Origin of the sequence: Microbacterium paraoxydans, assembly GCF_018224615.1 — a bacterium.
Taxonomy (GTDB): domain Bacteria; phylum Actinomycetota; class Actinomycetes; order Actinomycetales; family Microbacteriaceae; genus Microbacterium; species Microbacterium paraoxydans_B.
Genome location: NZ_JAGTUK010000003.1, coordinates 409,607 through 431,810, shown reverse-complemented (window position 1 = coordinate 431,810; position 22,204 = coordinate 409,607). Strand labels below are relative to the sequence as shown.

Annotated in this window: 20 protein-coding genes; 2 read left to right on the top strand and 18 right to left on the bottom strand. The window is 70.0% G+C overall.

The features are described 5' to 3' along the window. Positions 1–11: 11 nt before the first annotated feature. From KE274_RS12245 to KE274_RS12170, 16 genes are all read right to left on the bottom strand, one after another. On the bottom strand, positions 12–1,589 hold the full coding sequence (locus KE274_RS12245) for a Rieske 2Fe-2S domain-containing protein (RefSeq protein WP_211544124.1): 1,578 nt from the start codon (positions 1,587–1,589) through the stop codon (positions 12–14). 79 nt (positions 1,590–1,668) lie between these two features. Further along, the gene (locus KE274_RS12240; RefSeq protein ID WP_211544122.1) at positions 1,669–4,632 is read right to left on the bottom strand and encodes a DEAD/DEAH box helicase; all 2,964 of its coding nucleotides are present in this window, start codon (positions 4,630–4,632) and stop codon (positions 1,669–1,671) included. A 50-nt stretch (positions 4,633–4,682) separates the two neighbouring features. After that, complete coding sequence (nusB, locus tag KE274_RS12235) at positions 4,683–5,093, bottom strand: transcription antitermination factor NusB (protein ID WP_211544121.1); 411 nt, start codon at positions 5,091–5,093, stop codon at positions 4,683–4,685. A 3-nt stretch (positions 5,094–5,096) separates the two neighbouring features. After that, positions 5,097–5,657, bottom strand: coding sequence for an elongation factor P (gene efp / locus KE274_RS12230; protein WP_211544120.1), 561 nt, complete (start codon positions 5,655–5,657; stop codon positions 5,097–5,099). 82 nt (positions 5,658–5,739) lie between these two features. Continuing rightward, a complete protein-coding gene (locus KE274_RS12225; RefSeq protein WP_211544119.1) occupies positions 5,740–6,180 on the bottom strand; it encodes a type II 3-dehydroquinate dehydratase in 441 nt (146 codons plus the stop codon). Next, a complete protein-coding gene (locus tag KE274_RS12220; RefSeq protein ID WP_211544118.1) occupies positions 6,177–6,701 on the bottom strand; it encodes a GNAT family N-acetyltransferase in 525 nt (174 codons plus the stop codon). Before KE274_RS12220 ends, KE274_RS12225 begins: the two co-directional genes overlap by 4 nt. After that, positions 6,698–7,786, bottom strand: a complete 1,089-nt coding sequence (gene aroB / locus KE274_RS12215; protein WP_211544117.1) for a 3-dehydroquinate synthase — start codon at positions 7,784–7,786, stop codon at positions 6,698–6,700. Before aroB ends, KE274_RS12220 begins: the two co-directional genes overlap by 4 nt. Then, a complete protein-coding gene (locus tag KE274_RS12210) occupies positions 7,783–8,301 on the bottom strand; it encodes a shikimate kinase (protein ID WP_211544116.1) in 519 nt (172 codons plus the stop codon). Before KE274_RS12210 ends, aroB begins: the two co-directional genes overlap by 4 nt. Next, on the bottom strand, positions 8,285–9,514 hold the full coding sequence (gene aroC, locus KE274_RS12205) for a chorismate synthase (RefSeq protein ID WP_211544115.1): 1,230 nt from the start codon (positions 9,512–9,514) through the stop codon (positions 8,285–8,287). The genes KE274_RS12210 and aroC overlap by 17 nt, the downstream gene beginning before the upstream one ends. 54 nt (positions 9,515–9,568) lie before the next feature. Then, positions 9,569–10,414, bottom strand: a complete 846-nt coding sequence (locus KE274_RS12200; protein WP_307872205.1) for a shikimate dehydrogenase family protein — start codon at positions 10,412–10,414, stop codon at positions 9,569–9,571. After that, positions 10,404–11,651: an endolytic transglycosylase MltG gene (gene mltG, locus KE274_RS12195; protein ID WP_307872204.1), complete on the bottom strand. Its 1,248-nt coding sequence runs from the start codon at positions 11,649–11,651 to the stop codon at positions 10,404–10,406. Before mltG ends, KE274_RS12200 begins: the two co-directional genes overlap by 11 nt. A 344-nt stretch (positions 11,652–11,995) precedes the next feature. Continuing rightward, complete coding sequence (gene ruvX / locus KE274_RS12190; protein WP_211544111.1) at positions 11,996–12,469, bottom strand: Holliday junction resolvase RuvX; 474 nt, start codon at positions 12,467–12,469, stop codon at positions 11,996–11,998. Continuing rightward, entirely contained in the window at positions 12,466–15,126 is a 2,661-nt protein-coding gene (alaS, locus tag KE274_RS12185; protein ID WP_211544110.1) for an alanine--tRNA ligase, read from the bottom strand. The genes ruvX and alaS overlap by 4 nt, the downstream gene beginning before the upstream one ends. A gap of 55 nt (positions 15,127–15,181) precedes the next feature. After that, positions 15,182–15,370 (bottom strand): hypothetical protein, encoded by a 189-nt coding sequence (locus KE274_RS12180; protein WP_211544108.1) that lies wholly within the window; start codon positions 15,368–15,370, stop codon positions 15,182–15,184. A gap of 112 nt (positions 15,371–15,482) precedes the next feature. Continuing rightward, positions 15,483–16,112, bottom strand: a complete 630-nt coding sequence (gene rpsD, locus KE274_RS12175; protein ID WP_211544106.1) for a 30S ribosomal protein S4 — start codon at positions 16,110–16,112, stop codon at positions 15,483–15,485. Between the two features lie 181 nt (positions 16,113–16,293). Beyond that, positions 16,294–17,655 (bottom strand): replication-associated recombination protein A, encoded by a 1,362-nt coding sequence (locus KE274_RS12170; RefSeq protein WP_211544104.1) that lies wholly within the window; start codon positions 17,653–17,655, stop codon positions 16,294–16,296. Positions 17,656–17,765: 110 nt separating this feature from the next. Here KE274_RS12170 and KE274_RS12165 point away from each other — a divergent pair, with 110 nt between their 5' ends. Continuing rightward, positions 17,766–18,086 carry a hypothetical protein gene (locus KE274_RS12165; RefSeq protein WP_211544102.1) on the top strand — a complete coding sequence of 107 codons (321 nt, stop codon included), beginning with the start codon at positions 17,766–17,768 and terminating at the stop codon, positions 18,084–18,086. A gap of 14 nt (positions 18,087–18,100) precedes the next feature. Here KE274_RS12165 and KE274_RS16790 read toward each other — a convergent pair whose 3' ends face one another. Together KE274_RS16790 and KE274_RS12155 are read right to left on the bottom strand one after the other, a co-directional pair. Then, entirely contained in the window at positions 18,101–18,868 is a 768-nt protein-coding gene (locus tag KE274_RS16790) for a winged helix-turn-helix domain-containing protein (RefSeq protein ID WP_211544100.1), read from the bottom strand. Then, a complete protein-coding gene (locus tag KE274_RS12155) occupies positions 18,865–20,607 on the bottom strand; it encodes an NAD(P)/FAD-dependent oxidoreductase (protein ID WP_211544098.1) in 1,743 nt (580 codons plus the stop codon). The genes KE274_RS16790 and KE274_RS12155 overlap by 4 nt, the downstream gene beginning before the upstream one ends. A gap of 204 nt (positions 20,608–20,811) precedes the next feature. Between KE274_RS12155 and KE274_RS12150 the strand changes: the two genes are divergently transcribed. Continuing rightward, positions 20,812–22,161 carry a DUF349 domain-containing protein gene (locus tag KE274_RS12150; RefSeq protein WP_307872203.1) on the top strand — a complete coding sequence of 450 codons (1,350 nt, stop codon included), beginning with the start codon at positions 20,812–20,814 and terminating at the stop codon, positions 22,159–22,161. Positions 22,162–22,204: the final 43 nt, after the last annotated feature.

Sequence of the window (22,204 nt, the reverse complement as noted above, 5' to 3'; positions counted from 1 at the left end):
GCCGCTCCGGCTCAGCTCGCCTCCTGGAGCACGGCGTCGGTGACGTCGTCGATCTTGCGGGCGCGGATCGGGTGGCCGCTCGTGGAGAGGCATCGGCCGGTCTTCAGGTCCCACTTCCAGTCGTGCATGCTGCACGTCAGGACGCCGTCCTCATCGACCGATCCCGTCCGCGTCAGATCGGCGCGCAGGTGCGGGCAACGGCGCTGCACCACCCAGTCGCCGACCTCCGCATCCTCCGTCTGGTCGGTCTGCTCCTGGTACCAGTTCTCGACGTACTCGATGCGGTCCACCGACAGGCACTTGAGGAACGTGGTGAGGAACTCGTTGAACTTGCCGCTGCGGCCCACGGAGAACTGCATCGACAGGAAGATCGAGTTCGACCAGTCGATCTCGTGATCACGGATGTTGGTCGAGACGAGGTCGGCAGGGATCGTGTACCAGTAGACGCACTCCTCACCGGCGTACTCGCGCACCTTGGCGCGCGGGAAGTCCACCACCATGTCGAGCTCGCCGATGCGGAACCGCACGTGGCCACCCACGCCGAGACGGATCGTGCGGGACTTCTTCAGCAGCGGCTCCCACCACGCCTTGATCGCCTCGAGCATCTCCGCCGGCGGGATGATCTCCGCACGGGAGGCCTCCTCGTCGCGGATCTCCTGCTGCCGCGACGCGCGCTGCTCTTCGAGGTACTCCCACTTCTCGTCGAAGATGTGCGCGATCTCCGCCTCCGTGTAGAGCGACTGCTCGGTCGTCACCTCACCGCCGTCGATCGTGACGACGGTGCCCGGGATGAACAGCTGGCCGTCGTACTGCGGCGACAGCTCCTTCATGTGCGCCAGGAACTGCTTCTGGTCCGTGAAGATCGACTCGCCGTTGCGGCCCATGCCGTTGAAGTCGAACAGATCGTCGCGCAGGAACATCGGCGGACCGGCCATCGGGAACACGTGCGGAGCGTCGACCTTGTCGATGTAGTACATCGCGCGCTTGTTCTGCGCCTCGCGCTTGAGCCGGGCGAAGTTCTGCTTCGCGTCGAGCGGCAGGTCGTAGACCATGGGCCACCAGATGGCCCCGGACACCTGGGTGAAGTACGCATCGGGCTTGCCGAAGTGCAGCAGCTTCTCGAGGTCGAGCGGGTGCGAGTCGTTCTGGTTGAGCATCGATCCGGTGCCGTCGTCGACACTCAACGACGAGTCGCCGATCGGGCCATCGCTCGGTGCACGCAGCGGCGTGATCATCAGCTTGAGGTCACCGCGCTGGATGACCTCCCCGGCGGGTGCATACGTGATGTTCGTGTAGCCCAGCGCCCGGATGTCCTGCTCCAGGTCGTCGATCGGGTACTCGGGCAGCAGCACCTCGATGTCCTTGCGGATGTACCGCTCCAGCAGAGCCGGGTCGAAGTGATCGCGGTGCCGGTGCGAGATGTACAGGAAGTCGGCCTCGCGTCCGAAACGCTCCCAGTCGAGGCCGCGGTTGTCGGGGAACGGGAACCACGAGCCGAAGAACGAGGGGCCGAGGACGGGGTCGCAGATGATGTTCCCGCCGACCGTCTCGATGAACATCCCGGCGTGGCCGAGTCCCGTGATCCGCATTGCATTCCTCTCGAAGATGAACCGTTCGATTGTACCGAGGGGTCCCTGTACGACCGGCCGGACGGGCCGGAGAAATGGATCACGCCTCGAACAGGCCGCGGATGTCGTCGGCGGTGAGCGACTGGGCGAACAGCGCGTCGTCGTCGAGCACGGCGGTGAACAGTCGCGCCTTCCGCCGCTGCAGGGCGAGCACCTTCTCCTCGATCGTGCCCGTCGCGATCATCCGGTACACGAACACCTGGCTCTGCTGACCGATGCGGTGGGTGCGATCGACGGCCTGCGCCTCCGCGGCCGGGTTCCACCACGGATCGAGGAGGAAGACGTAGTCGGCCTCCGTGAGGGTGAGCCCGAACCCGCCTGCCTTGAGGCTGATCAGGAACACCGGCTGCTCCCCCGCGCGGAAACCGTCGATCACCGTGTCGCGCCGCTGCGTGCTGCCGTCGAGGTGAGCATAAGGGATGCCCGCCGCGGCCAGGCGCTCCGCGGCCAGGTCGAGGAACGACGTGAACTGGCTGAACACGAGGGCGCGATGCCCCTCGGCCTGCAGTTCGACGACACGTTCGAGCAGGACGTCGAGCTTGCGCGACCCGATGCGAGCGTCGGCCTGGTCGATCAGCGCCGGCGCGAGACTGAGCATGCGAAGGAGGGTGAGCGACCGGAACACGATGAAGCGCTGACGGTCGAGATCGTCGAGCAATCCGAGCACCTTCTGGCGCTCGCGCTGCAGCACGGTCTCGTACAGCGAACGGTGCGCCGCGCTCAGCTCGACCTCGAGCACCTGCTCCTGCTTGGCGGGCAGCTCCGCCGCGACCAGCTCCTTCGTACGTCGCAACAGCAGCGGACGGATGCGGCGACGGAGCCGGGCCAGGCGCCGCGCGCGGTACTCACCGCCCTCGGCGTTCTCGGGGACTTTGCCCTGCTCGATCGGCTGGATGTACTGCTCGCGGAACTTCCGCGCCGACGCGAACAGTCCCGGCGCCGTGAGCTTCAACAGCGCCCACAACTCGCTGAGGCTGTTCTCGAGCGGGGTACCGGTCACGGCGAACGTCACGTCGGCGGGAAAAGTGGCAATGGCGCGGTGCAGCTTGGTGGCCGGATTCTTCACGAACTGCGCTTCATCCAGGATCAGTCCGGCCCACGACACCGCGGCGAAGGCCGCGGCGTCGATCCGTGCGATCGCATAAGTCGTGACCACGACGTCGGCGCTCGCGGCCGCCTCTCGCAACGCCGGCCCCGCGGAGGAGGCCCTGGTCTTGATCCGGAGACCCGGCGTGAACCGCTCCGCCTCGCTGAGCCAGGTCGGCAGCACCGAGGTCGGGACCACCACCAGGAAGGGGCGATGCTCTCCCGCGTCGCGCGTGTGCGCGATCAGTGCGAGCAGCTGCAGGGTCTTGCCCAGTCCCATGTCATCCGCGAGGATCCCGCCCAGACGGTGACCCCACAGGAACGCCAGCCAGTCCAGACCCTGCTGCTGATACGGACGCAGCTGCGCGCGGATCCCGGTGGGCACAGGGACAGCGGGAACCGACGCCGTGCTGCGCAGTGCCTCCGCCGTCGCACGCCAACTGACCGCCGGCAGCGCCTCGTCCGCGAGATCCTCGAACTCCTCCCAGAGGTCGACCTGGTGGCGGCTGATGCGCGGCCCGGTCTCCCACTCGTCGAGGTCGCCCGCCTCGTCGATGAGCTCTCGCAGCCGATCGAGCGCCGGATGGTTCAGGGAGAAATAGGAACCGTCGACGAGCAGGAGCTTCTTCCGCCCCGTGCTCAGCGCCGTGAACAGCGGCTCGAACGGGATCGTGCGGCCGTCGATGCGCACCAGCACGCCCAGGTCGAACCAGTCGGGGTCGGTCGATTCGACCGTGCTCACCGTGATCTCCGGCTCGCCCGTCAGCTCACGGTAGGTCTTGCGGCGGCCGTCGACGACCACCGAGACACCGTCCCCCTCCAGCGCGGGCACGATCCGGGTGACGAACTCCGCCGCCTCGACATCGTGGAAGGAACCCTCGTCGGCGAACGGCTCGCCCACGAGCGCGGCCCACCGGGTCACGAGCTCCTGCCGCACGACGCTCTCCGCCCGCGCGTCGCGCACAGCCTGCGGGCCCGGGGCGAACGGCACGCGACCGAACCCGCGGTACTCCCACTCGAACGCGAACGCCACCGTGTCTCCGCGGCGGAACGACAGTCGCAGCACGGGCTCCGGAGCAGGAAGTTCCGGGAGCTTGAGGCGGCCGAGTCCGCGCGTCGGCACCCGTCGCGCGAGAACCGGGTACGCGTCGCGGAGGAACGCCCCGGCCTCGCCTGCCGCGACCGTGAGACCGTCCGGAGCGAGAAGAATCGGACGCAGCGGCTCTGGCACCGCGACCTCCGCGAGCGTCACCTGCAACTGCGCGCCGGACTGCTCGATCGCATAGAGGCCGGAGCGACCGATCGGACGCACCGCCCCGGGATCGATGGCGCGGCCGTCGAACGTGATGGCGGGGCGCACGACCAGTGCTCCACCCTCGGTGCGCGCGACCGTCGCCTCCACCGACGCGGACTCCGCAATCACCACCGTCGTGGACTTCTGCGAGGCGACCAGCGGGATACCGAGCGCACCCGCGGCCCGGAGATGCCCCCACAGCAAGCCGGAATCGATCAGGTCGGCGACGAGCCAGTCTCCTGCGGTGCCCGACAGCAGGCTGTCCCTGGCGATGCTCAGCAGGTCGGCGAACCACCGCGATCGCTCCCGCCCGTACTCGTCCGGGGCGCGGCGCACCGCGTCCCACGTAACGGCGCCCAGGACCCATGCTCCGGTCGCCGCACTGCGCTCCAGAGGACGGATGCCCAGCAACAGCTCGCCCGTCCCCTTCGCCACATCGCGCGGCGTCGCGGTGCGCTGCGGTCGCGCGGCCCACGGATTCGCGCCGCGCGAATCGCGCACCCGCACTTCGACACCCAGCGCCAGCGCCGTGCGCGGTTCAGCAGAGGCCGCCGCACCGAGGATCGACCTCCAGTCCGACGTGGCACCACCATCGTGGCGCGCGGCACCGGAGGCAAGGGTCATACCCCGATCCTCTCCGACGCCACGGACACCGGCGACGCGCCGTGTGCGCCTCAGGCGGCGCGAGCCACCCGCGCGAGCACGCCGTGCACGAACGCGCCGGAATCGTCGGTCGAGAACTCCTTCGCGAGCTCCACGGCCTCGTCGATCGCGACAGCGGTGGGAACCTCGTCGTTGTACAGGATCTCCCACACGCCGATGCGGAGCAGCGCGCGGTCGACAGCCGGCATCCGCTCCAGCTTCCAGTCACGGCTGTGCGTGGTGATCTGCTCGTCGATCTCGTCACGCTGATCGATGATGCCGTCGACGATCTCCCTGGCATACAGCCAGGAGGCCTCGCGAGCGGGCTCGTTGGCCGCGCGCTTGGCTTCGGCGGCAAGGGCGATCGCCACATCGTCGCCGCGGACGTCGGCGGAGAAGAGGATGTCGAGAGCGCGCTTGCGCGCCTTCGTACGGGCGCTCACGCCTTACTTCTCGCGGCCGAGGTACTCACCCGTGCGGGTGTCGACCTTGACCTTCGTGCCGGTCTCCAGGAACAGCGGCACCTGGATCTCGTAGCCGGTCTCGAGGGTCGCGGGCTTGGTACCGGCCGACGAGCGGTCGCCCTGCAGGCCGGGCTCGGTGTAGGTGACCTCGAGGATGACCGACGCCGGGAGGTCGATGTAGAGCGGGTTGCCGTTGTTGAGCGCGATCGTGACCTGCTGGTTCTCGAGCAGGAAGTTCTTCGCGTCGCCGACCGTCGCGGCCGGAAGCGTGATCTGGTCGAAGTCGGTCTGGTCCATGAAGACGAAGCCGTCGCCGTCGGTGTACAGGTAGGTGTAGTCGCGGCGGTCGACGTTCTCGATCTCGATCTTCGCGCCGGCGTTGTACGTGCGGTCGACGACCTTGCCGGACACGACGTTCTTCAGCTTGGTGCGGACGAACGCGCCACCCTTGCCGGGCTTCACGTGCTGGAACTCGATGACGCTCCAGAGCTGCCCGTCGATGCTGAGGACGACGCCGTTCTTGATGTCTGCGGTGGATGCCATGCGCTGAAGGTTCCGTTCGTGAGTCCGTGGGGCCGGAGTCGGCCGACAGTCGATTCTACGGGATGATCGGCGGGCCCCCGGCTCACAGCAGCGCGGTCAGCTCCCGCACCGCATCGGCGTAGCCGTCCACGCCCCGGCCGATCACCCGCACCGCCGCCACGTCATGCAGGTACGAGTGGTGGCGGAACTCCTCGCGGGCATACACGTCCGAGATGTGCACCTCCGCGAACGGCAGGCCCACCCCCGTGAGCGCATCGCGCAGCACGACGGACGTGTGCGTGAGACCGCCCGGGTTGATGATCACCCCGGCGCAGTCCGCCCGTGCCGCATGGATCGCGTCGATCAGCACACCCTCGTGATTGCTCTGCAGCGCCCGCACGTCGAACCCGGAGGCGGCCGCAGCCTCTGCCGTGATCCGCTCGACGTCCGCGAGGGTCGCGGTGCCGTAGATGTCGGGCTCCCGCGTCCCGAGGAGGTTGAGGTTCGGACCGTTGACGAGCAGCAGTCGGCGCGTGGACGTCATGCGTCCGCACTCCCCGATCGGGCGAGTTCACGGCGCATGACCCACTCGCGACCGAACCCCGCCGTCTCGATCTCCCCGGACCGCGCGAAGCCCGACCGCGCGTACACCGCCTGTGCGCGATCGTTGTCGACGTGCACCTCCAGCACGAGAGCGGAGAGACCCTGCCCGCGCGCCCACTCGGCCGCTCCGTCCAGCAGCGCGTCGATCATGCCCGTGCCCCGGTGCTCGTCTGCGACGTAGACACCGACGACCAGCCCGGCGTCCGCATGTTCGCGATGCGGCAGGACGGTCGCGGTCCCCGCCCACTCCCCCGCGTCCGTCACGGCGACGAACTGCGCCACCGCCGACGGCGCGGCAGCGTTCGCGGCGCGCTCCTCCCAGAAGCGGTCCGGCTGACCGTTCGCGTGCTCCACCGTGTCGAGAAAAGCGATCGGAGCGGCCGGGTCCGCCAGCGCCCGCAGCCGGAGCGCCTTCACCCGGGGCCACTCGTGCGCCTCGACGCGCCGCACGCGGAAGCTCACGCCCCCACCTCCTGATACGCGGCGAACAGCAGCGACTCGTCCGGCGCCTGGAGCACCGTGGGCTTGGCGATGTCGTCGAGCAGGATGAACCGGAGCATTCCCCCGCGACTCTTCTTGTCGCGCTGCATCGTCGCCAGCAGCTGCGGCCACGCCCCGGCGCGGTAGGTCGTCGGAAGGCCCAACGACTCCAGGATCGTCCGGTGCCGCTCGGCCGCCGCATCCGACAGCCGCCCGGCCAACCGCGACAACTCGGCGGCGTACAGCATGCCGACCGAGATCGCCGCACCGTGCCGCCAGCGGTAGCGCTCGGCGTGCTCGATCGCGTGACCGAGGGTGTGTCCGTAGTTGAGGATCTCGCGGAGACCCGACTCACGGAAGTCGTCCGACACGACCTCGGCCTTCATGGCGATCGCGAGCTCCACGGCCCGACGGAACTCCTCCGTGGTGGTGTCGACCGCACGCACAGGATCGGCCTCGATGATGTCGAGGATCTCCGGCGCCCAGATGAAGCCGGCCTTCACAACCTCCGCGAATCCGGCCGTCGCCTCGTTCGGGCTCAGGCTGCTCAGCTCGGCGAGGTCGCCGATCACCGCGCGCGGCGCCCAGAACGCGCCGACGAGGTTCTTCCCCTCGGCCGTGTTGACCCCGGTCTTGCCGCCCACCGCGGCATCCACGAGACCGAGGACCGTGGTCGGCACCTGCACGACCTGCACGCCCCGGAGCCACGTCGCCGCCACGAATCCCGCGAGGTCGGTGACCGCCCCGCCGCCGTAGCCAACGACCGCGTCGGTGCGGGTGAAGTCCGCCTGCCCCATGATCTGCCAGCAGAAGGCCGCCACCTCGATCCGCTTGCCCTGCTCGGCATCCGGGATCTCTGCCAGCAGCACCTCGCGCGGACCGTCGGTCGTGTCCGCGAGCAGACGATCGCGCAACTCGGCCGCGCGGTTCGCGAGCGTGGGCGGATGCACCACGAGCACCTTCCGCACACCGGGAGCCAGGGCTGCCGAGACGCTGTCGAGGACCCCGCGCCCGATCGTGATGTCGTACGCGTCGGTCCCCGTCACACTGATGGTCGTCGTGCTCATCCCTGTTCTCTCCTCCATGCCACGATCTCGTCCGCGATGCGCTGCATCGGCCGCCGGGAGGTGTCGAAAGACGCTGACGCCACTTCCTCGTACCACCCGCGCCGTTCCGCGAAGATCCGCTTCCACCGCTCCACGGGATCGTCACCCGCGAGCAGCGGCCTCGTGCCGCCGCGAAGCCGATCGGCCACCGCTTCCTCACTCACCGTCAGGAACACCACCGGCTGGCTGCGCAGCAGGTGCCGCGTCTCCGCGTCGGTCACGGCACCGCCGCCCAGGGAGATCACGCCCCCTTCGCGCAATGCATGAGCGACGGCCGCACGCTCCAGCTCACGGAAGTGCGGCTCGCCGTGCTCCGCGAAGATCGCGGGGATGGGGCCGTGCTCCGCGACGATCCGCTTGTCGGTGTCGATGAACGGCACCCCGAGACGGCGGGCGACCCGTCTGCCGACACTGGTCTTGCCGGACGCCATCGGCCCGACGAGCACCAGCGACAGCGGCTCAGGCGCGTTCGTCATGCGCGATGAGCGCCGCCTCGGACGCGGGTGCCGTGCGCAGCTCCGCCGGAATTCCCTCGAGGTACCCGGTCAGGTTGCGTCGAGTCTCGCGAATGCTGTCGCCGCCGAACTTCTCCAGCACTGCGCGCGCCAGCTCGATCGCCACCATCGCCTCGGCGACGACGCCGGCGGCGGGGACGGCGCACACGTCGGAACGCTGGTGGTGGGCGGTCGCGTCGTCACCCGTGGCCACATCGATCGTGCGCAGCGCGTGGGGCACCGTCGCGATCGGCTTCATGCCCGCCCTGACCCGCAGCACCGTGCCCGTGGACATTCCGCCCTCCGTGCCGCCCGCGCGGTCGGAGCCACGCGTGATGCCGGCGTCGGTCGCGAAGAGCTCATCGTGCGCGGCGGAACCGCGGCGCCGCGTGGTCTCGAAGCCGTCGCCCACCTCGACACCCTTGATGGCCTGGATGCTCATGAGCGCCTGCGCCAGGCGCGCGTCGAGCCGACGGTCCCAGTGCACGTGCGATCCGAGCCCCGGCGGCAGTCCGTAGGCCAGCACCTCGACGATGCCCCCCAAAGTGTCGCCGTCCTTCTTGGCGTCGTCGACCTCGGCGACCATGAGCGCGGACGTCGCGGGATCGAAGCAGCGCAGCGGATCGGCGTCGAGCGCCTCCACGTCGTCGGGCGTGGGCAGCGGGGCCCCCTCCGGCACGCGCACAGGGCCGATCGACAGCGTGTGACTCACGAGCCGGATGCCCAGCTCGGAGAGGAAGGAGCGGGCGATCGCGCCGAGTGCGACGCGTGCCGCCGTCTCCCTAGCGCTCGCCCGCTCGAGGATCGGACGGGCTTCGTCGAAGTCGTACTTCTGCATACCCACCAGGTCGGCGTGACCGGGTCGCGGACGCGTGAGCGGCGCGCCGCGTCCGCGCGAACGGTCGGTCAGCTCGACCGGCTCGGGGTTCATGACCTCGATCCACTTCGGCCACTCCGTGTTTCCGATGCGTAGCGCGATCGGGCTGCCGAGCGTCTTGCCGTGCCGGACGCCGCCGGAGATGGTGAGCTCATCCTGCTCGAACTTCATGCGCGAACCGCGGCCATAGCCCAGCTTGCGGCGAGCGAGGTCGGCCTGGATGGCCTCGGACGACACCGGGACGCCGGAAGGCAATCCCTCCATGACGGCGATGAGTTCTGGGCCGTGCGATTCGCCGGCCGTGAGCACGCGGAGCATTGCTCCAGTCTCCCATGCGTTTGGCGTCCGTCACGCCGCATGTCGTCCCGCGCGTCAGAGTGCTTCGCGCATGGCGGCGAGCACCTCCGGCTCGTCGGGAAGCGGCGCGAGCGGATCGCCGTGGTGGAAGATCCGGATCTGCCGCACGGCCTGGTGCAGCAGCATCCCGAGCCCGGACACCACCGTGCCGGTCCCCCAGACCGATGCGAGCGCGGAGGGCCAGGGTGCATAGGCGGCGTCGAACAGCGCGCCGCCCCGCGCGGCCAGGGGTTCCGCCACCTCGGGCGGCAGTATCGTTCCGGACGGCAGCGTGGCGACGGTGACGTCCACCGCGCGAGGGGTCTCTGCCACCTCGGCGCTCGCCAACGGCTGCACCGCCACACCGACACCGAGCCGGTCGTCCCCCAGCGCCCGCAGCCCTGCCGCGCGTTCGGGACGCCGCGCCCGTACCTCGACGCGCGCCACGCCGAGCTCGGCCAGGGCGACGAGTGCCGAGGAGGCCGTGGCGCCCGCCCCGAGGATGCGGGCCGTCCGCGCGGACGTGATCCCCGCCTCGGCCAGCGCGTCGACGATGCCACCCACGTCGGTGTTGAAGCCGGCGGGCCGCGCGCCGAGAAGCAGGGTGTTGACCGCGCCCGTCGACTGCGCGTGCGGGTCGTGCGTCGCGGCGAACCGGTGCGCGACCTCCTTCAGGGGCATGGTGAGCGAGAGTCCGCGCCAGGAGCTGTCGAGCCCGCGTACGGCTCCCTCGAACTCGTCCGCCGCCACCCGTCTGCGGTCGTAGTGCCAGTCCAGCCCGAGCACGCGGTACGCGGCGGCGTGCAGCGCGGGCGATTGGGAGTGCGCGATCGGGTCGCCCCACACCGCGAGTCGGGCCCCCGTCACGTCGTCAGCAGCCACCGTCGGGGTTTGCCTTGCACCACTCGCGCCACTTCTCCACACCCTGCTCGTGCTCGGCGAGAGTCTCGGAGAACTGCGTCTCTCCGGTCGCGAGGTTGACCGTCACGAAGTAGAGCCACGGGCCGTCCGCCGGCTGCATGGCCGCCTTGATCGCCGCCTCGCTCGGGCTCGCGATCGGCGTGACCGGGAGACCCGTGTTCACATACGTGTTCCACGGGTTCGGGTCCTCGAGCGCCTCCGCCGAGCTCGACACGACCCCCTCGTGCAGGGAGCCGTAGCCGTACTGCGCCGTCGAGTCCATCTGGAGCTTCATGTCGATCGCCAGACGGTTCTCGATGACACGCGACACCTTGGGGAAATCGTCCGTGCGTCCTTCGCGCTGAATGATCGACGCGATCGTCAGCACCCGCTGGGCGTCATCAGCGGGCACGCCCGCCGCATCGAGCGCCTCCCTAGTGCGATCGACCATCTGCTGGATCACCTGCGTGGCGGTGACGCCGGGATCGAACGTGTACACAGCCGGGAACAGCCATCCCTCCAGGCTCTGCGCCTGCACACCGTAGACCGCCGGGTCCGCCACCGCGGCCTCGAAGTCCGAGAGCGGGAGTCCGAGGGTTTCGGCCATGGCTGGAAGGGACGATGTGATCGTTCCGCCCTCCGCCACCGAGACGGTGTTCTCGAGCTTGTTCTTCTCGTCCTGCAGTGCGGCCAGCGCGGCCTCCGCCGTCATCTTCTTCTGCAGACGGTAGACGCCGGGGTAGAACGTCACGGCGATGCCCTCGTCGATGAGGTAGTCGTAGAACACGTCGGCGGTCTTGGTCACACCCGCATCGTGGAGCGCGGCCGACACCGGCTGTCCGGTGTCGCCCGACTTGATCGTGACGTAGACCTCGCCGTTGGCGAGACCGGGCTCCCAGTCCTTCGAGTCGCCCCAGCCCATCGCGTCGCTGATGCGGTCGCCGTAGGTGTTCCACGCCCACACGCCGCCCGCGACGATGCCGCCGATGATGGCGAGGATCACGATGAGCGCGATCAGGCATCCCTTGCGGCGCTTCTTCTTCGGTGCGCGGGGACCGTGATGCTCGTCGTCGCCCGAGACGAACAGGTCATCGAGGCCGCCGCCGACGGTCGGCGCCTCGGACGCGGTGGCAGCGCCCGCGGGCGCCGACACGCGCGGGAGAGGACGAGTCGCGTCGCCGTGCTCCTCGACCGAGGTGTCGCGAGAGGATCGGGGCACGGGGACGGCGGTGGTCTCGGGCGCCCGGGCCGGCTCCGTCGCAGTCGTGGCATCCGACGGCGGCCGTCCGGCCTGCGACGCGGACGCAGCGGCCGGCGCGGGGGCTTCCCCCGAGGTGGCCGATGGCGCGGGCGAGTCGGTGGTCTCGAGCCCGTGCTCGCCGGCGTGCTGCTGACGTGCCGCGCGCCGGGCTGCCTCACGGGCGGCGCGGCGCGATCCGGGCACCGGCGCGCTGGTGTCCGCGACGGGTACCTGGGGCGCCGGCGCCGGTAGGTTCTCGAAAAGGTCACCCAACCGAGCGTCGGTGTCGTGCGGGGACGACGCGCTCTCGCGTTCGGACATGATCAGGCGGGCTCCTCATCGACGGGGACCGGCGCACCGGCCGGGTTTCCGGTGCTCTTCTCCGTATCGATCGCCTGCTGCAGCAGAACCACCGCGGCGACCTGATCCACAATGCTACGAGAGTTCTTCTGTGAACGCCCGGAAATCCGCAATGCCGCGTGTGCCGACACCGTGCTCAGGCGCTCGTCGATCAACCGCACGGGCACACCGCTCTCCCGCTGCAGCGCCGCCGCGAACTCACGCGCATCCACCGTCGACGGGGTGTCCGCCCCCTGGAGGTTGACCGGAAGACCGACCACGAACTCCAGAGGGTCGTACTCGCCGGCGATCGCCACGAGCCGGGCGATCGAGGCGTCATCGCGCGGCACGGTTTCCACGGGCACCGCCAGCATGCCGTCCGGATCGCACCGTGCCACACCCACCCTGGCCCGCCCCACGTCGACGCCCAGCCGCACCCCGCGACGGAACCCGGTCACGCGCCGCGAAGCTCCTGCGAGACGGCCTCCAGCGCGGTCGGCAGCGCGGCACTGTCGGTACCGCCGCCCTGAGCCAGGTCATCCCGTCCGCCACCGCCACCGCCGAGCACCCCGGCCGCGCGCTTCGCGAGCGCTCCTGCCTTCGCACCCTCGGCACGAGCGGCGTCGTTGGTCGCGACGACGACGACCGGCCGGCCGTTGACCACCGCGCCGAGCGCCACGACGGCCGGTTCGGACCCCAGACGCTCGCGAACGCCGTTCACCAGGTCGCGGACGTCGTCCGCCGAGGCCACCTCGCCGAGCGACTGCGCGGCCAGACGGAACGCACCGACGCGCGCCGCGGCCTCCGCGATCGCAGGGATCTGTCCGGCACGCTCCTTGGCCTCGAACTGGGCGATGCGCTTCTCCGCGGCCTTGAGGCTCGCGGCGAGATCGGCGATGCGCTCGGGCAACTGCTCGCGCGGCGTCTTGAGGGACGCGGTGAGCTGCGACACCAGCGCCCGCTCCGCCGCCAGCTCCCGGAACGCATCGGCACCCACCAGAGCCTCGATACGACGGTTCGACGCGCCGACAGACGACTCGCCGACGACGCTGACGAGGCCGATCTCCGCGCTCGACGACACGTGCGTGCCCGCGCACAGCTCGCGCGACCACGGGCCGCCGATGTCGACCATGCGCACCACGTCGCCGTACTTCTCGCCGAACAGGGCCATGGCCCCGGCTTCCTTGGCCTCGTCGAGGGTCACGATGCGCGTCGTGACTTCCAGGGCGTCCTGCACGGCGCGGTTGGTGATCTCCTCGATCTCCGATCGCGTGTCCGCCGACAGGGCCTGAGACCAGGCGAAGTCGAAGCGCATGTAGCCTGCGCGATTGAGCGAGCCGGACTGCGTGGCCGTGGGGCCGAGCGTGTCCCGCAGCGCGGCGTGGACGAGGTGCGTGGCGGAGTGCGCCTGCCGCGCAGCGCGACGGTTGGCGGCGTCCACGATGGTCGTCGCGGCGTCGTCGACCGCGACACTCCCCCGGGTCACCTCGACCGTGTGGCTGATCAGGCCGGGAACAGGTCGCTGCACGTCGAGAACCTCGAGCTCGTAGCCAGGGCCCACGATCGTTCCCTTGTCGGCCACCTGTCCGCCGGACTCCGCGTAGAGGGTCGTCTCGGCGAGCACGACCTCCGCGATCTGCCCTTCCGCGGCGCTGCGCACGGAAACCCCGTCCACAAGGATCCCGAGCACGCGCGACTCGACCTCCAGCGCCGTGTAGCCATCGAATCCGGTCTCGCCCAGCGAACGCAGCTCGCGGTACACGGAGACATCGGCGAGCTGTCGCTTACGGTTGCGGGCATCGTCCTTGGCGCGCTGACGCTGCTCCTGCATGAGAGCGTCGAAGGCCGCGCGGTCCACGTTGAGCCCCGCCTCTTCGGCCACCTCCAGAGTGAGGTCGATCGGGAAGCCGTAGGTGTCGTGGAGCAAGAAGGCCTCGGAACCGCTCAGCGTCTTCTCGCCGCGCTTCTTCGCATCGTCAACGGCGAGGTCGAGGATGGTGGACCCCTGCGCGAGCGTGCGCCGGAACGTCTCCTCCTCCGCGAAAGCAGCAGAGGACAGCACCGACCAGTCGCGCTCCAGCTCCGGATACGCCGACTTCATCGCGTCCCGCGATGCCGAGAACAGCTCGGGGAACGCCGGCTCGTCGACACCCAGCAGCCGCATCGCCCGCACCGTCCGACGCATCAGGCGACGGAGGATGTAGCCGCGGCCCTCGTTCGACGGGCGCACGCCGTCGGAGAGCAGCATGAGCGAGGAGCGCACGTGATCGGCGATCACGCGGAAGCGCACGTCGTCCTCGTGCGCCGCACCGTAACGACGACCGGACAGCTCGACGGCACGATCGAGTACCGGACGCACCTGGTCGATCTCGTACATGTTCTCGACACCCTGCTTGAGGAACGCGACGCGCTCCAGCCCCATGCCGGTGTCGATGTTCTTCATCGGGAGCTCGCCGACGATGTCGAACTCCGTCTTGCTGCGGATGTTCTCGAGGAAGTCCTGCATGAACACGAGGTTCCAGATCTCCAGGAACCGCCCGTCGTCGACCGCCGGGCCACCGTCCTTGCCGTAGGCGGGGCCGCGGTCGAAGAAGATCTCCGAGTCCGGTCCGCCCGGTCCCGGCTGGCCGGTGTTCCAGTAGTTGTCGGCACGACCGAGGCGCTGGATGCGCTCCGGCTTCAGGCCGATGATGTCGCGCCAGATCGCCTCGGCCTCGTCATCGGTCTCGTAGACCGTGACCCACAGGTCCTTCTCGTCGAACCCGAGCCCTCCGTCGGCCTCCGAGCTCGTGAGCAGCTCCCAGGCGTAGCGGATCGCGCCTTCCTTGAAGTAGTCGCCGAAGGACCAGTTGCCGAGCATCTGGAAGAAGGTGCCGTGACGAGCCGTCCGGCCCACCTCCTCGATGTCGTTGGTGCGGATGCACTTCTGCAGATCAGCGATGCGCGGATGCGGAGCGGGGACGACACCCGTCAGGTACGGGATCATCGGGACCATGCCGGCGACCGTGAACAGCAGCGAAGGGTCGTCGCTGACGAGGGAGGCCGAGGGGACGATGAGGTGGTCGTTCTTCTCGAAGTAGGAGAGGTAGCGCTGCGCGATTTCCGCAGTGTTCATAGGGGTCCCGGATGTCCTTGCGTGAGGGAGCGCGTCGAGGCGCGGCTGCGGTGGTTCAGTTGTCGCCCGGCTCGGTGAGCCGCGCCTCCTGCGCGCGATACGCGTCGCTGAGGGCCGCGGTGAAGCCGTTGATGCGGGCGTCGACGTCGGCGAGGATGTCGTGGCCGCGGGGGTCCTTGTTCATGAAGTGAGCCGCGACGAAGCCGCCGATCACGCCGATCAGGAACCACAGCACGTTCTTCATGTCGTCATCCTTGCCTGAGAGCCGCGAAAGGCGCGGTCTCTCCATCGTAGGCGGAAACGACAGGAGGCGTCGGGAATCCCCGACGCCTCCTGCCTGTTGCTCGATCGCTGGATCAGCGAGCCGCGTAGTACTCGACGACGAGCTGCACTTCACAGGTCACGGGGACCTCGGCGCGCTTCGGACGGCGGACCAGACGGGCCTGGAGCTTGTCGAGCTCGACCTCGAGGTAGCCCGGGACCGGGGGAAGCACCTCGGCGTGACCGCCGGCGGCTGCCACCTGGAAGGGCTCGAGGCCCTCGCTCTTGGGCTTGACGTGGATGAGCTGGCCCGGCTTCACGCGGAACGACGGGCGGTCGACGAGCTGGCCGTCGACGAGGATGTGACGGTGCACGACGAGCTGACGCGCCTGCGCCGTGGTGCGGGCGAAGCCCGAACGCAGCACGAGGGCGTCGAGACGCATCTCGAGGAGCTCGACGAGGTTCTCACCGGTCAGGCCATCCTGACGGCGCGCCTCGTTGAACGCGATACGCAGCTGCTTCTCGCGGATGCCGTACTGCTCGCGCAGACGCTGCTTCTCACGCAGACGGACGGCGTAGTCGCTGTCAGCCTTGCGCTTCGTGCGGCCGTGCTCGCCCGGAGCGTAGGGACGCTTCTCGAGGTAGCGGGCGGCCTTGGGGGTGAGTGCCACGCCGAGGGCGCGGCTGAGACGCACCTTGCGGCGGTCCTGGGACTTCGTGACCACGAAGTTATCCTTCCGATGACGTGGACGTGGATTTCACGTCCGACGGACGTATCACCCGCGTTCTTCCTCGGAGCGCACGCCGGGGCGCCGTCGAGGTGTGGTGTGAACGAGGAGATGCCCGAAAACACGGTTTCGAGCCGCTCAAGTCTAACAGACGCGCCCGCGCCGACCGACCGGCTGCTCAGCGGTCGCCGAGGATCCGCCGGATGCGCTCCAGCCGCGCGCCGATGTCGCGCTCCGCGCCGAGGTTCTTCGGCTCGTAGTATCGGCGGCCGTCCAACTCGTCGGGAAGATACTGCTGCGGCACGATCCCGTACTCGCTGTCGTGCGAGTACACGTAGCCGCGTCCGTGTCCAAGGCGCTTCGCCCCCGGGTAGTGCGCGTCACGAAGGTGGAGCGGCACCCGTCCGAAGCCGCCCGCGCGGATGTCCGCGATCGCGGCATCGATCCCGACGTACGCGGCGTTCGACTTCGCGGTGGTGGCCAGGTAAACGGTCGCTTCGGCGAGGGGGATGCGCCCCTCCGGCATGCCGATGAAAGCGACCGCGTCCGCCGCGGCCACCGCGATGCCGAGGGCCTGCGGGTCGGCGAGCCCCACGTCTTCGGAGGCCGAGATCACCAGACGCCGGGCGATGAAGCGCGGGTCCTCCCCCGCTTCGATCATGCGCGCCAGATAGTGCAGCGCGGCGTCGGGGTCGGAGCCTCGGATCGACTTGATGAACGCGCTGATCACGTCGTAGTGCTCGTCGCCCTGCCGGTCGTAACGCAGCAGCGCCTTGTCGACCGCCTGAGCGACGTCGTCGGCCGTCACCGCCGGAACCCCGCCCCGCGGGACGGCGTCGGCCTCTCCCCCGGCGTCCGCGGCGTGGGACAAAGCAACGGCGGCCGCCGCCTCGAGTCCCGTGAGTGCACGCCGCGCATCACCGGAAGCCAGCCGCACCAGGGCCGTCCGCGCGTCGTCATCGAGCACCACGGCACCCTTGAGCCCGCGCGCATCGGTCACCGCGCGGTCGACCAGCAGCCCGATGTCGTCGTCGGTGAGCGGCTGCAGCGTGAGCAGCAGCGACCGCGACAGCAGCGGCGAGATCACGGAGAAAGACGGGTTCTCGGTGGTGGCGGCGATGAGGATGACCCAGCCGTTCTCCACGCCCGGCAGCAGCGCATCCTGCTGCGCCTTCGTGAAACGGTGGATCTCGTCGAGGAACAGGATGGTCGTCTGCCCGTACAGGTCGCGCTGCGTGATCGCCTCCTGCATCACCTCGCGTACGTCCTTCACCCCGGCCGTGATCGCCGACAGCTCCACGAACCGGCGACCCGACGAGCGCGCGATCGCCTGCGCCAGCGTGGTCTTCCCGGTGCCGGGCGGACCCCACAGGATGATCGACACCGCCCCGGGCGCCGTCGCCTCAGGATCGGCGAGAGCCACGATGGGAGAGCCCGCCCGCAGGAGGTGACGCTGCCCCGCGACCTCGTCGAGCGAGACCGGGCGCATGCGCACGGCGAGAGGCGTCTGCCCGGAGAGCAGCGCGGCAGGAGAAGTCACCCCTCCAGGCTAACGGCGAGCACCGACACCGCGGCGACCGGAGCTCTGCGCACGCGACGGTAGGCTCTCAGGCGACGCCGCGGACGGGCGTCGGGATGGAGAGGTTGGGCATGGCCGCACGCGGTTCCAAGAAGGCACAGGCGCGCACCCAGGCGGAACGCGCACGACTGCACACCGCGCGCACCCGCTGGCACGAGGATCAGATCCGTCGTCGTCGGCGTGACAACACGGTCGCGGGCATCGTCGGCGGCCTCATCGTCGTCGCCGCGATCGGCAGCCAGGTCGTGCATGCGCAGGTCACGGCCCCCGAGCCCACGCCGACCCCGACGGTCACTCCCTCCGAGTCTCCGACGCCCACGGAATCCCCGGCACCCACCGAGTCTCCGGCTCCCGCAGATTCTCCTGCGCCGACGGAGACGCCCGCCGGCTGAGGCGGCCCCGCCGGTCAGCGATCGGCGACAGCCAGGCGGTATCCGCGCTTCACAACCGTCTGCACCAGCTCCGCACCCCCCAGCGCCTCCCGCAGTCGCGCCACCGCCACCTCGACCGCTCGGGCGCTCCGACGCCCGCCGGGCAGCAGCCGGCCGAGCTCCTCTCGGGAGAGCACTCGCCCTTCTGCGAGGAACAGGGCCTCGAGCAGCTCCGTCGCTCCGGCCGAGAGAGGCAGGAAGCGGTCGTCCAGCAGAACGCCCCCGCTGCGCACGACGAGCTCGCCCGCATCCGTCCGCTGCGCAGGAGCGGCCTCCGTGAAGAATCCGATCGCCGTGCGGACGAGCTCCTCGGGGAGCGCGCCCTCCGCGACGGCAGCGTGCAGTCCGACTCCGCCCAGCGGCCTCGCCGCCTCGAAGCTCGGAGTGACAAGCAGAAGCCGCGACGAGGACGCCCGGTCTCGCACCGCGTCATCGAGCCCGAGCCGCTCGACCGTCTCCCACCAGGAGCGCACGCCGTCGGCCGACAGGAACAGCACGGCGTCGATCCGCCCGGTGGCAACGTGATGCGCCGACCGCCTCACCGCGGCGGGTACCGCACGATCACCGCGCACCGCGGACAGCCGTACGACGTCGGCCCCGGCCGCATCCAGCAGGGTTCCGACGGCATCGGCGACGACGGAGCGATCGGCGGTCGCCACGTCGCGAACGGACGGCACCGGGTCGTCCGCGATCCCGATGCGGCACCCAGTCAGCGGCTCGCCGATCCGTGTCGGGGCACTCACGCCGGGCTCTCCACGCGTCGGTTCGCCGTCGCGGCGTCCGATTCCCCGAAGCGCAGCGTCGTCGGCTGCGCCATCGCTTCCAGCCCCGCAGTGCGCAGGCGGCTCCGCACGAGGGGAACGTCGCTGGCTCGTACGCCGCGCAACTCGAGACGGCGCCCTCCGCCGTCCAGCGAGACCGACGCCCCCAGTTCCTCCGCCAATCGTCCGAGGTGGATGAGTTGTGCGCCCGAGAGCTCTTCCGGTGCGCTGACCGTCACGGCGCCCCGGTTCTCCACGGCGAGCGGTCGTGGTGCGGCGCGGTCCCCCGCTCCCACCGGCCATGGCACGCCGGCCAGGAGACCCCCGGCGCGCGCCACCCATCGCTCGGCGACCGCGCGCGCGCAGGCGGCGCATCCTGAGCTCTCCGGGAACCGGCCGAGAGCGTCCGTGAGCGTCGCGCCCGCCCGGTCTGTGATCTCCTCCGGTTTCCGCCGCAGAAGCTCGACGAGCGAGTGGCCGCACCCGTCGGCATCCCGGCCGACACGGAGCAGGTCCGTGGCCGCCCGTGCCCTCGCGGCATCGTTCCTCGCCGACAGCAACGGCATCGAGGTCCCCGGCTCCCCGATCAGCGTGACCCCGAGAAGGGCACAACCGTCATTGGACAGCACGAGTTCGCCGTGGAACAGACCGCGCCCACGCGACAGTGCCACGACGATGCCGCCCACCTCGCGCTCTGACGTATGAGAGAGCTGCGCGACCTCGATGTCACCGGCGGACACCACCGTTGCTCCGAGCTGCTTCTGGGAGGTCGCGGCGGCGCCACAGACCCGAGCGGACGTGACCGCGTCGATGTCCGGTACGGGGGCACGCTCGGCATGCGCGTCCTCGGCGGCCACGGCGACGGCACCGATCGCGAGGATGCGCGGGTCGGAGGTGCGCCCGTCGGCATCGACCAGCACTCCGCCTCCGGGAGCCAGGGAGAGGTCCGCATTCCGTGCCAGCTCGTCGCGAGCGCGAGGCTCCGGGGAGAAGACCACGGCGTCCGTCTTGATGAACGTTCCATCGTGGAACTCCACACTCCCCACCGCGCCTGACTCGTTCGCGTCGAGGCGTGTCACGCGCGCGGACGCCCGGACGGCAACCCCGCGGTCACGCAGCAGCCGGTCGAGCGTTTCGGAGGCCGGGCGGGAAAGCCGCGCCTCATCAGCGCGCTCTCGGACGACGGTCACCTCCACGTCACTGTCATGCAGTGCCAGCGCCGCGGCGAACGCGACCACGCCGTCCCCGACGACGGTGACGTGCGTTCGACGCCCTCGCCGAGTGGTTCGGTATGCGTGGAGCGCTCGTGCGTCCGCCGCGGAGTGAGAGGAGAACACCCCGGGGAGGCCGGCACCACTGACGGTGGGGCGGACGGGATGGGAACCCGTTGCCAGGATCAGCAGGTCATACGAATAGGCGCGACCTGACCGCGTGCGAACGATGCGCGCGGCTCTCTCGATCTTGCGCACCCGGTCATCGCGCTCCAGACGCACCCGATCGTCACGGAAGACCGCTCGATCCAGGTCCGCTTCCTGGGATCCGGGATCGCGCAGCAGGCGGAACAGCTGGGAGCGATCGTAAGGAGACCGCGCCTCATCGCCGATGACCGTGATCCGCACATCGTCGCGCGGATCACGCAGGAAGCGCCGGAGGAACGCATGCGCCGCTGGCCCCGCGCCGACGATCAGGACCTCCGTCCTCCGGAATGCACTGTCGTCCATGGACCTCCTGTCGACCTGCGGACCGTCGTGGCTTGACGATAAGTGCGCCGTGTTACCCGGAATCGACGTCGCGTGTTTCCAGCGCGGAACGTTCTGCTCACAAATCGGTAACGCGCTCTCGGCCTCACTGTGTCGGTCAGGGCGTACTAGGCTGAGCCTCGTCCTTTCCGCCTCCCGCGGCCCGACCGCGCAAGGAGAATCACCGTGTCTGCCACCGAGCCCTCGAAGCCGACTCCGCCCGTTCCCGCACCGCCCGCGGTGCCCATGCCCCGAAAGGCTCCGACGCCGGCCGCCCCGGCCGCCCCCGCAGCGCCCGTCGTCTCGTCATCGGCCGCCGAGTGGGGTCGCGTGTCCGAGGACGGCACCGTCGAAGTGCGCGAGGGCGACACGTGGCGCGTCGTCGGCCAGTACCCCGACGGCACTCCGGAGGAGGCGCTCGCCTACTTCGTGCGCAAGTACGACGATATCGCCTTCAAGGTGCACGCGCTCGAGCAGCGCCACCAGGCGGGCGGCGCATCGGCCAGCGACCTCGTCAAGCAGGCGGGTCACCTGATCGACGAGGCGACCGACGCGGCTGCGGTCGGCGATCTGGCCGGCCTGCGCGACCGGTTGAACGCGCTGACCGCCTCGCTCTCCGAGGCGACGGAGCAGGAGGCGCAGCAGGCCAAGGCACTCGTCGAACAGGCGATCGCGGAGCGCACGGCGCTCGTTGAGCGCGCGGAGGCTATTGCGGCGCGCGATCTCAGCAAGGTGCAGTGGAAGCAGGTGACCGCCGAGCTCAACGAGCTGTTCGAGTCGTGGCAGGCGCAGCAGCAGAACGGACCGCGTCTGTCCAAGAGCGTGTCCCAGCAGCTGTGGAAGCGCTTCCGCGACGCTCGTTCGGTCGTCGACAAGCACCGCCGCGCGTTCTACTCCGAGCTCGACGAGACGCACAAGGCTGCGCGCGACGCCAAGTCGCGGCTGGTCGAGCGTGCGGAGGCCCTCGCCCCGCGCGGCGTCGACGGCATTCCCGCCTACCGCGCGCTCCTCGACGAGTGGAAGACCGCGGGTCGGGCGGGCCGCAAGGCGGACGACGCCCTGTGGGCGCGGTTCAAGGCCGCGGGCGACGCGCTCTACGCCGCGCGCGCCGAGCAGGCCGCGGCCGAGGAGGCGGACTCCGCTCCCAAGATCGAAGCGCGGCAGGCACTGCTGGAGCAGGCGAAGGCCGTCGCCGACGAACCGAACATCAAGCGTGCCCGCGCTCTCCTCACCCGCATCCAGCGCGAGTGGGATGAGGTGGGTCGCATCTTCCCGCGCGACAAGGAGCGCGCTCTCGACGACAAGCTCCGCGTCATCGAGCAAGCCCTCAAGGCGCGCGAAGACGTCGACTGGAAGAAGAACAACCCGGAGACGAAGGCTCGTGCGAACGACATGAGCTCGCAGCTCCACGAGGCGATCGAGAAGCTCGAGGCAGAGCTGGCCGCCGCGGAGAAGTCCGGAGACACCAAGGCAGCCAAGGCGGCGGCAGACGCGCTCGAAGCGCGTCGCGCCTGGCTCAACGCGCTGGGCGGCTGACCGCTTTCCACAGCTCGCGACGACCGCCGCAGGAGCGGGGTGC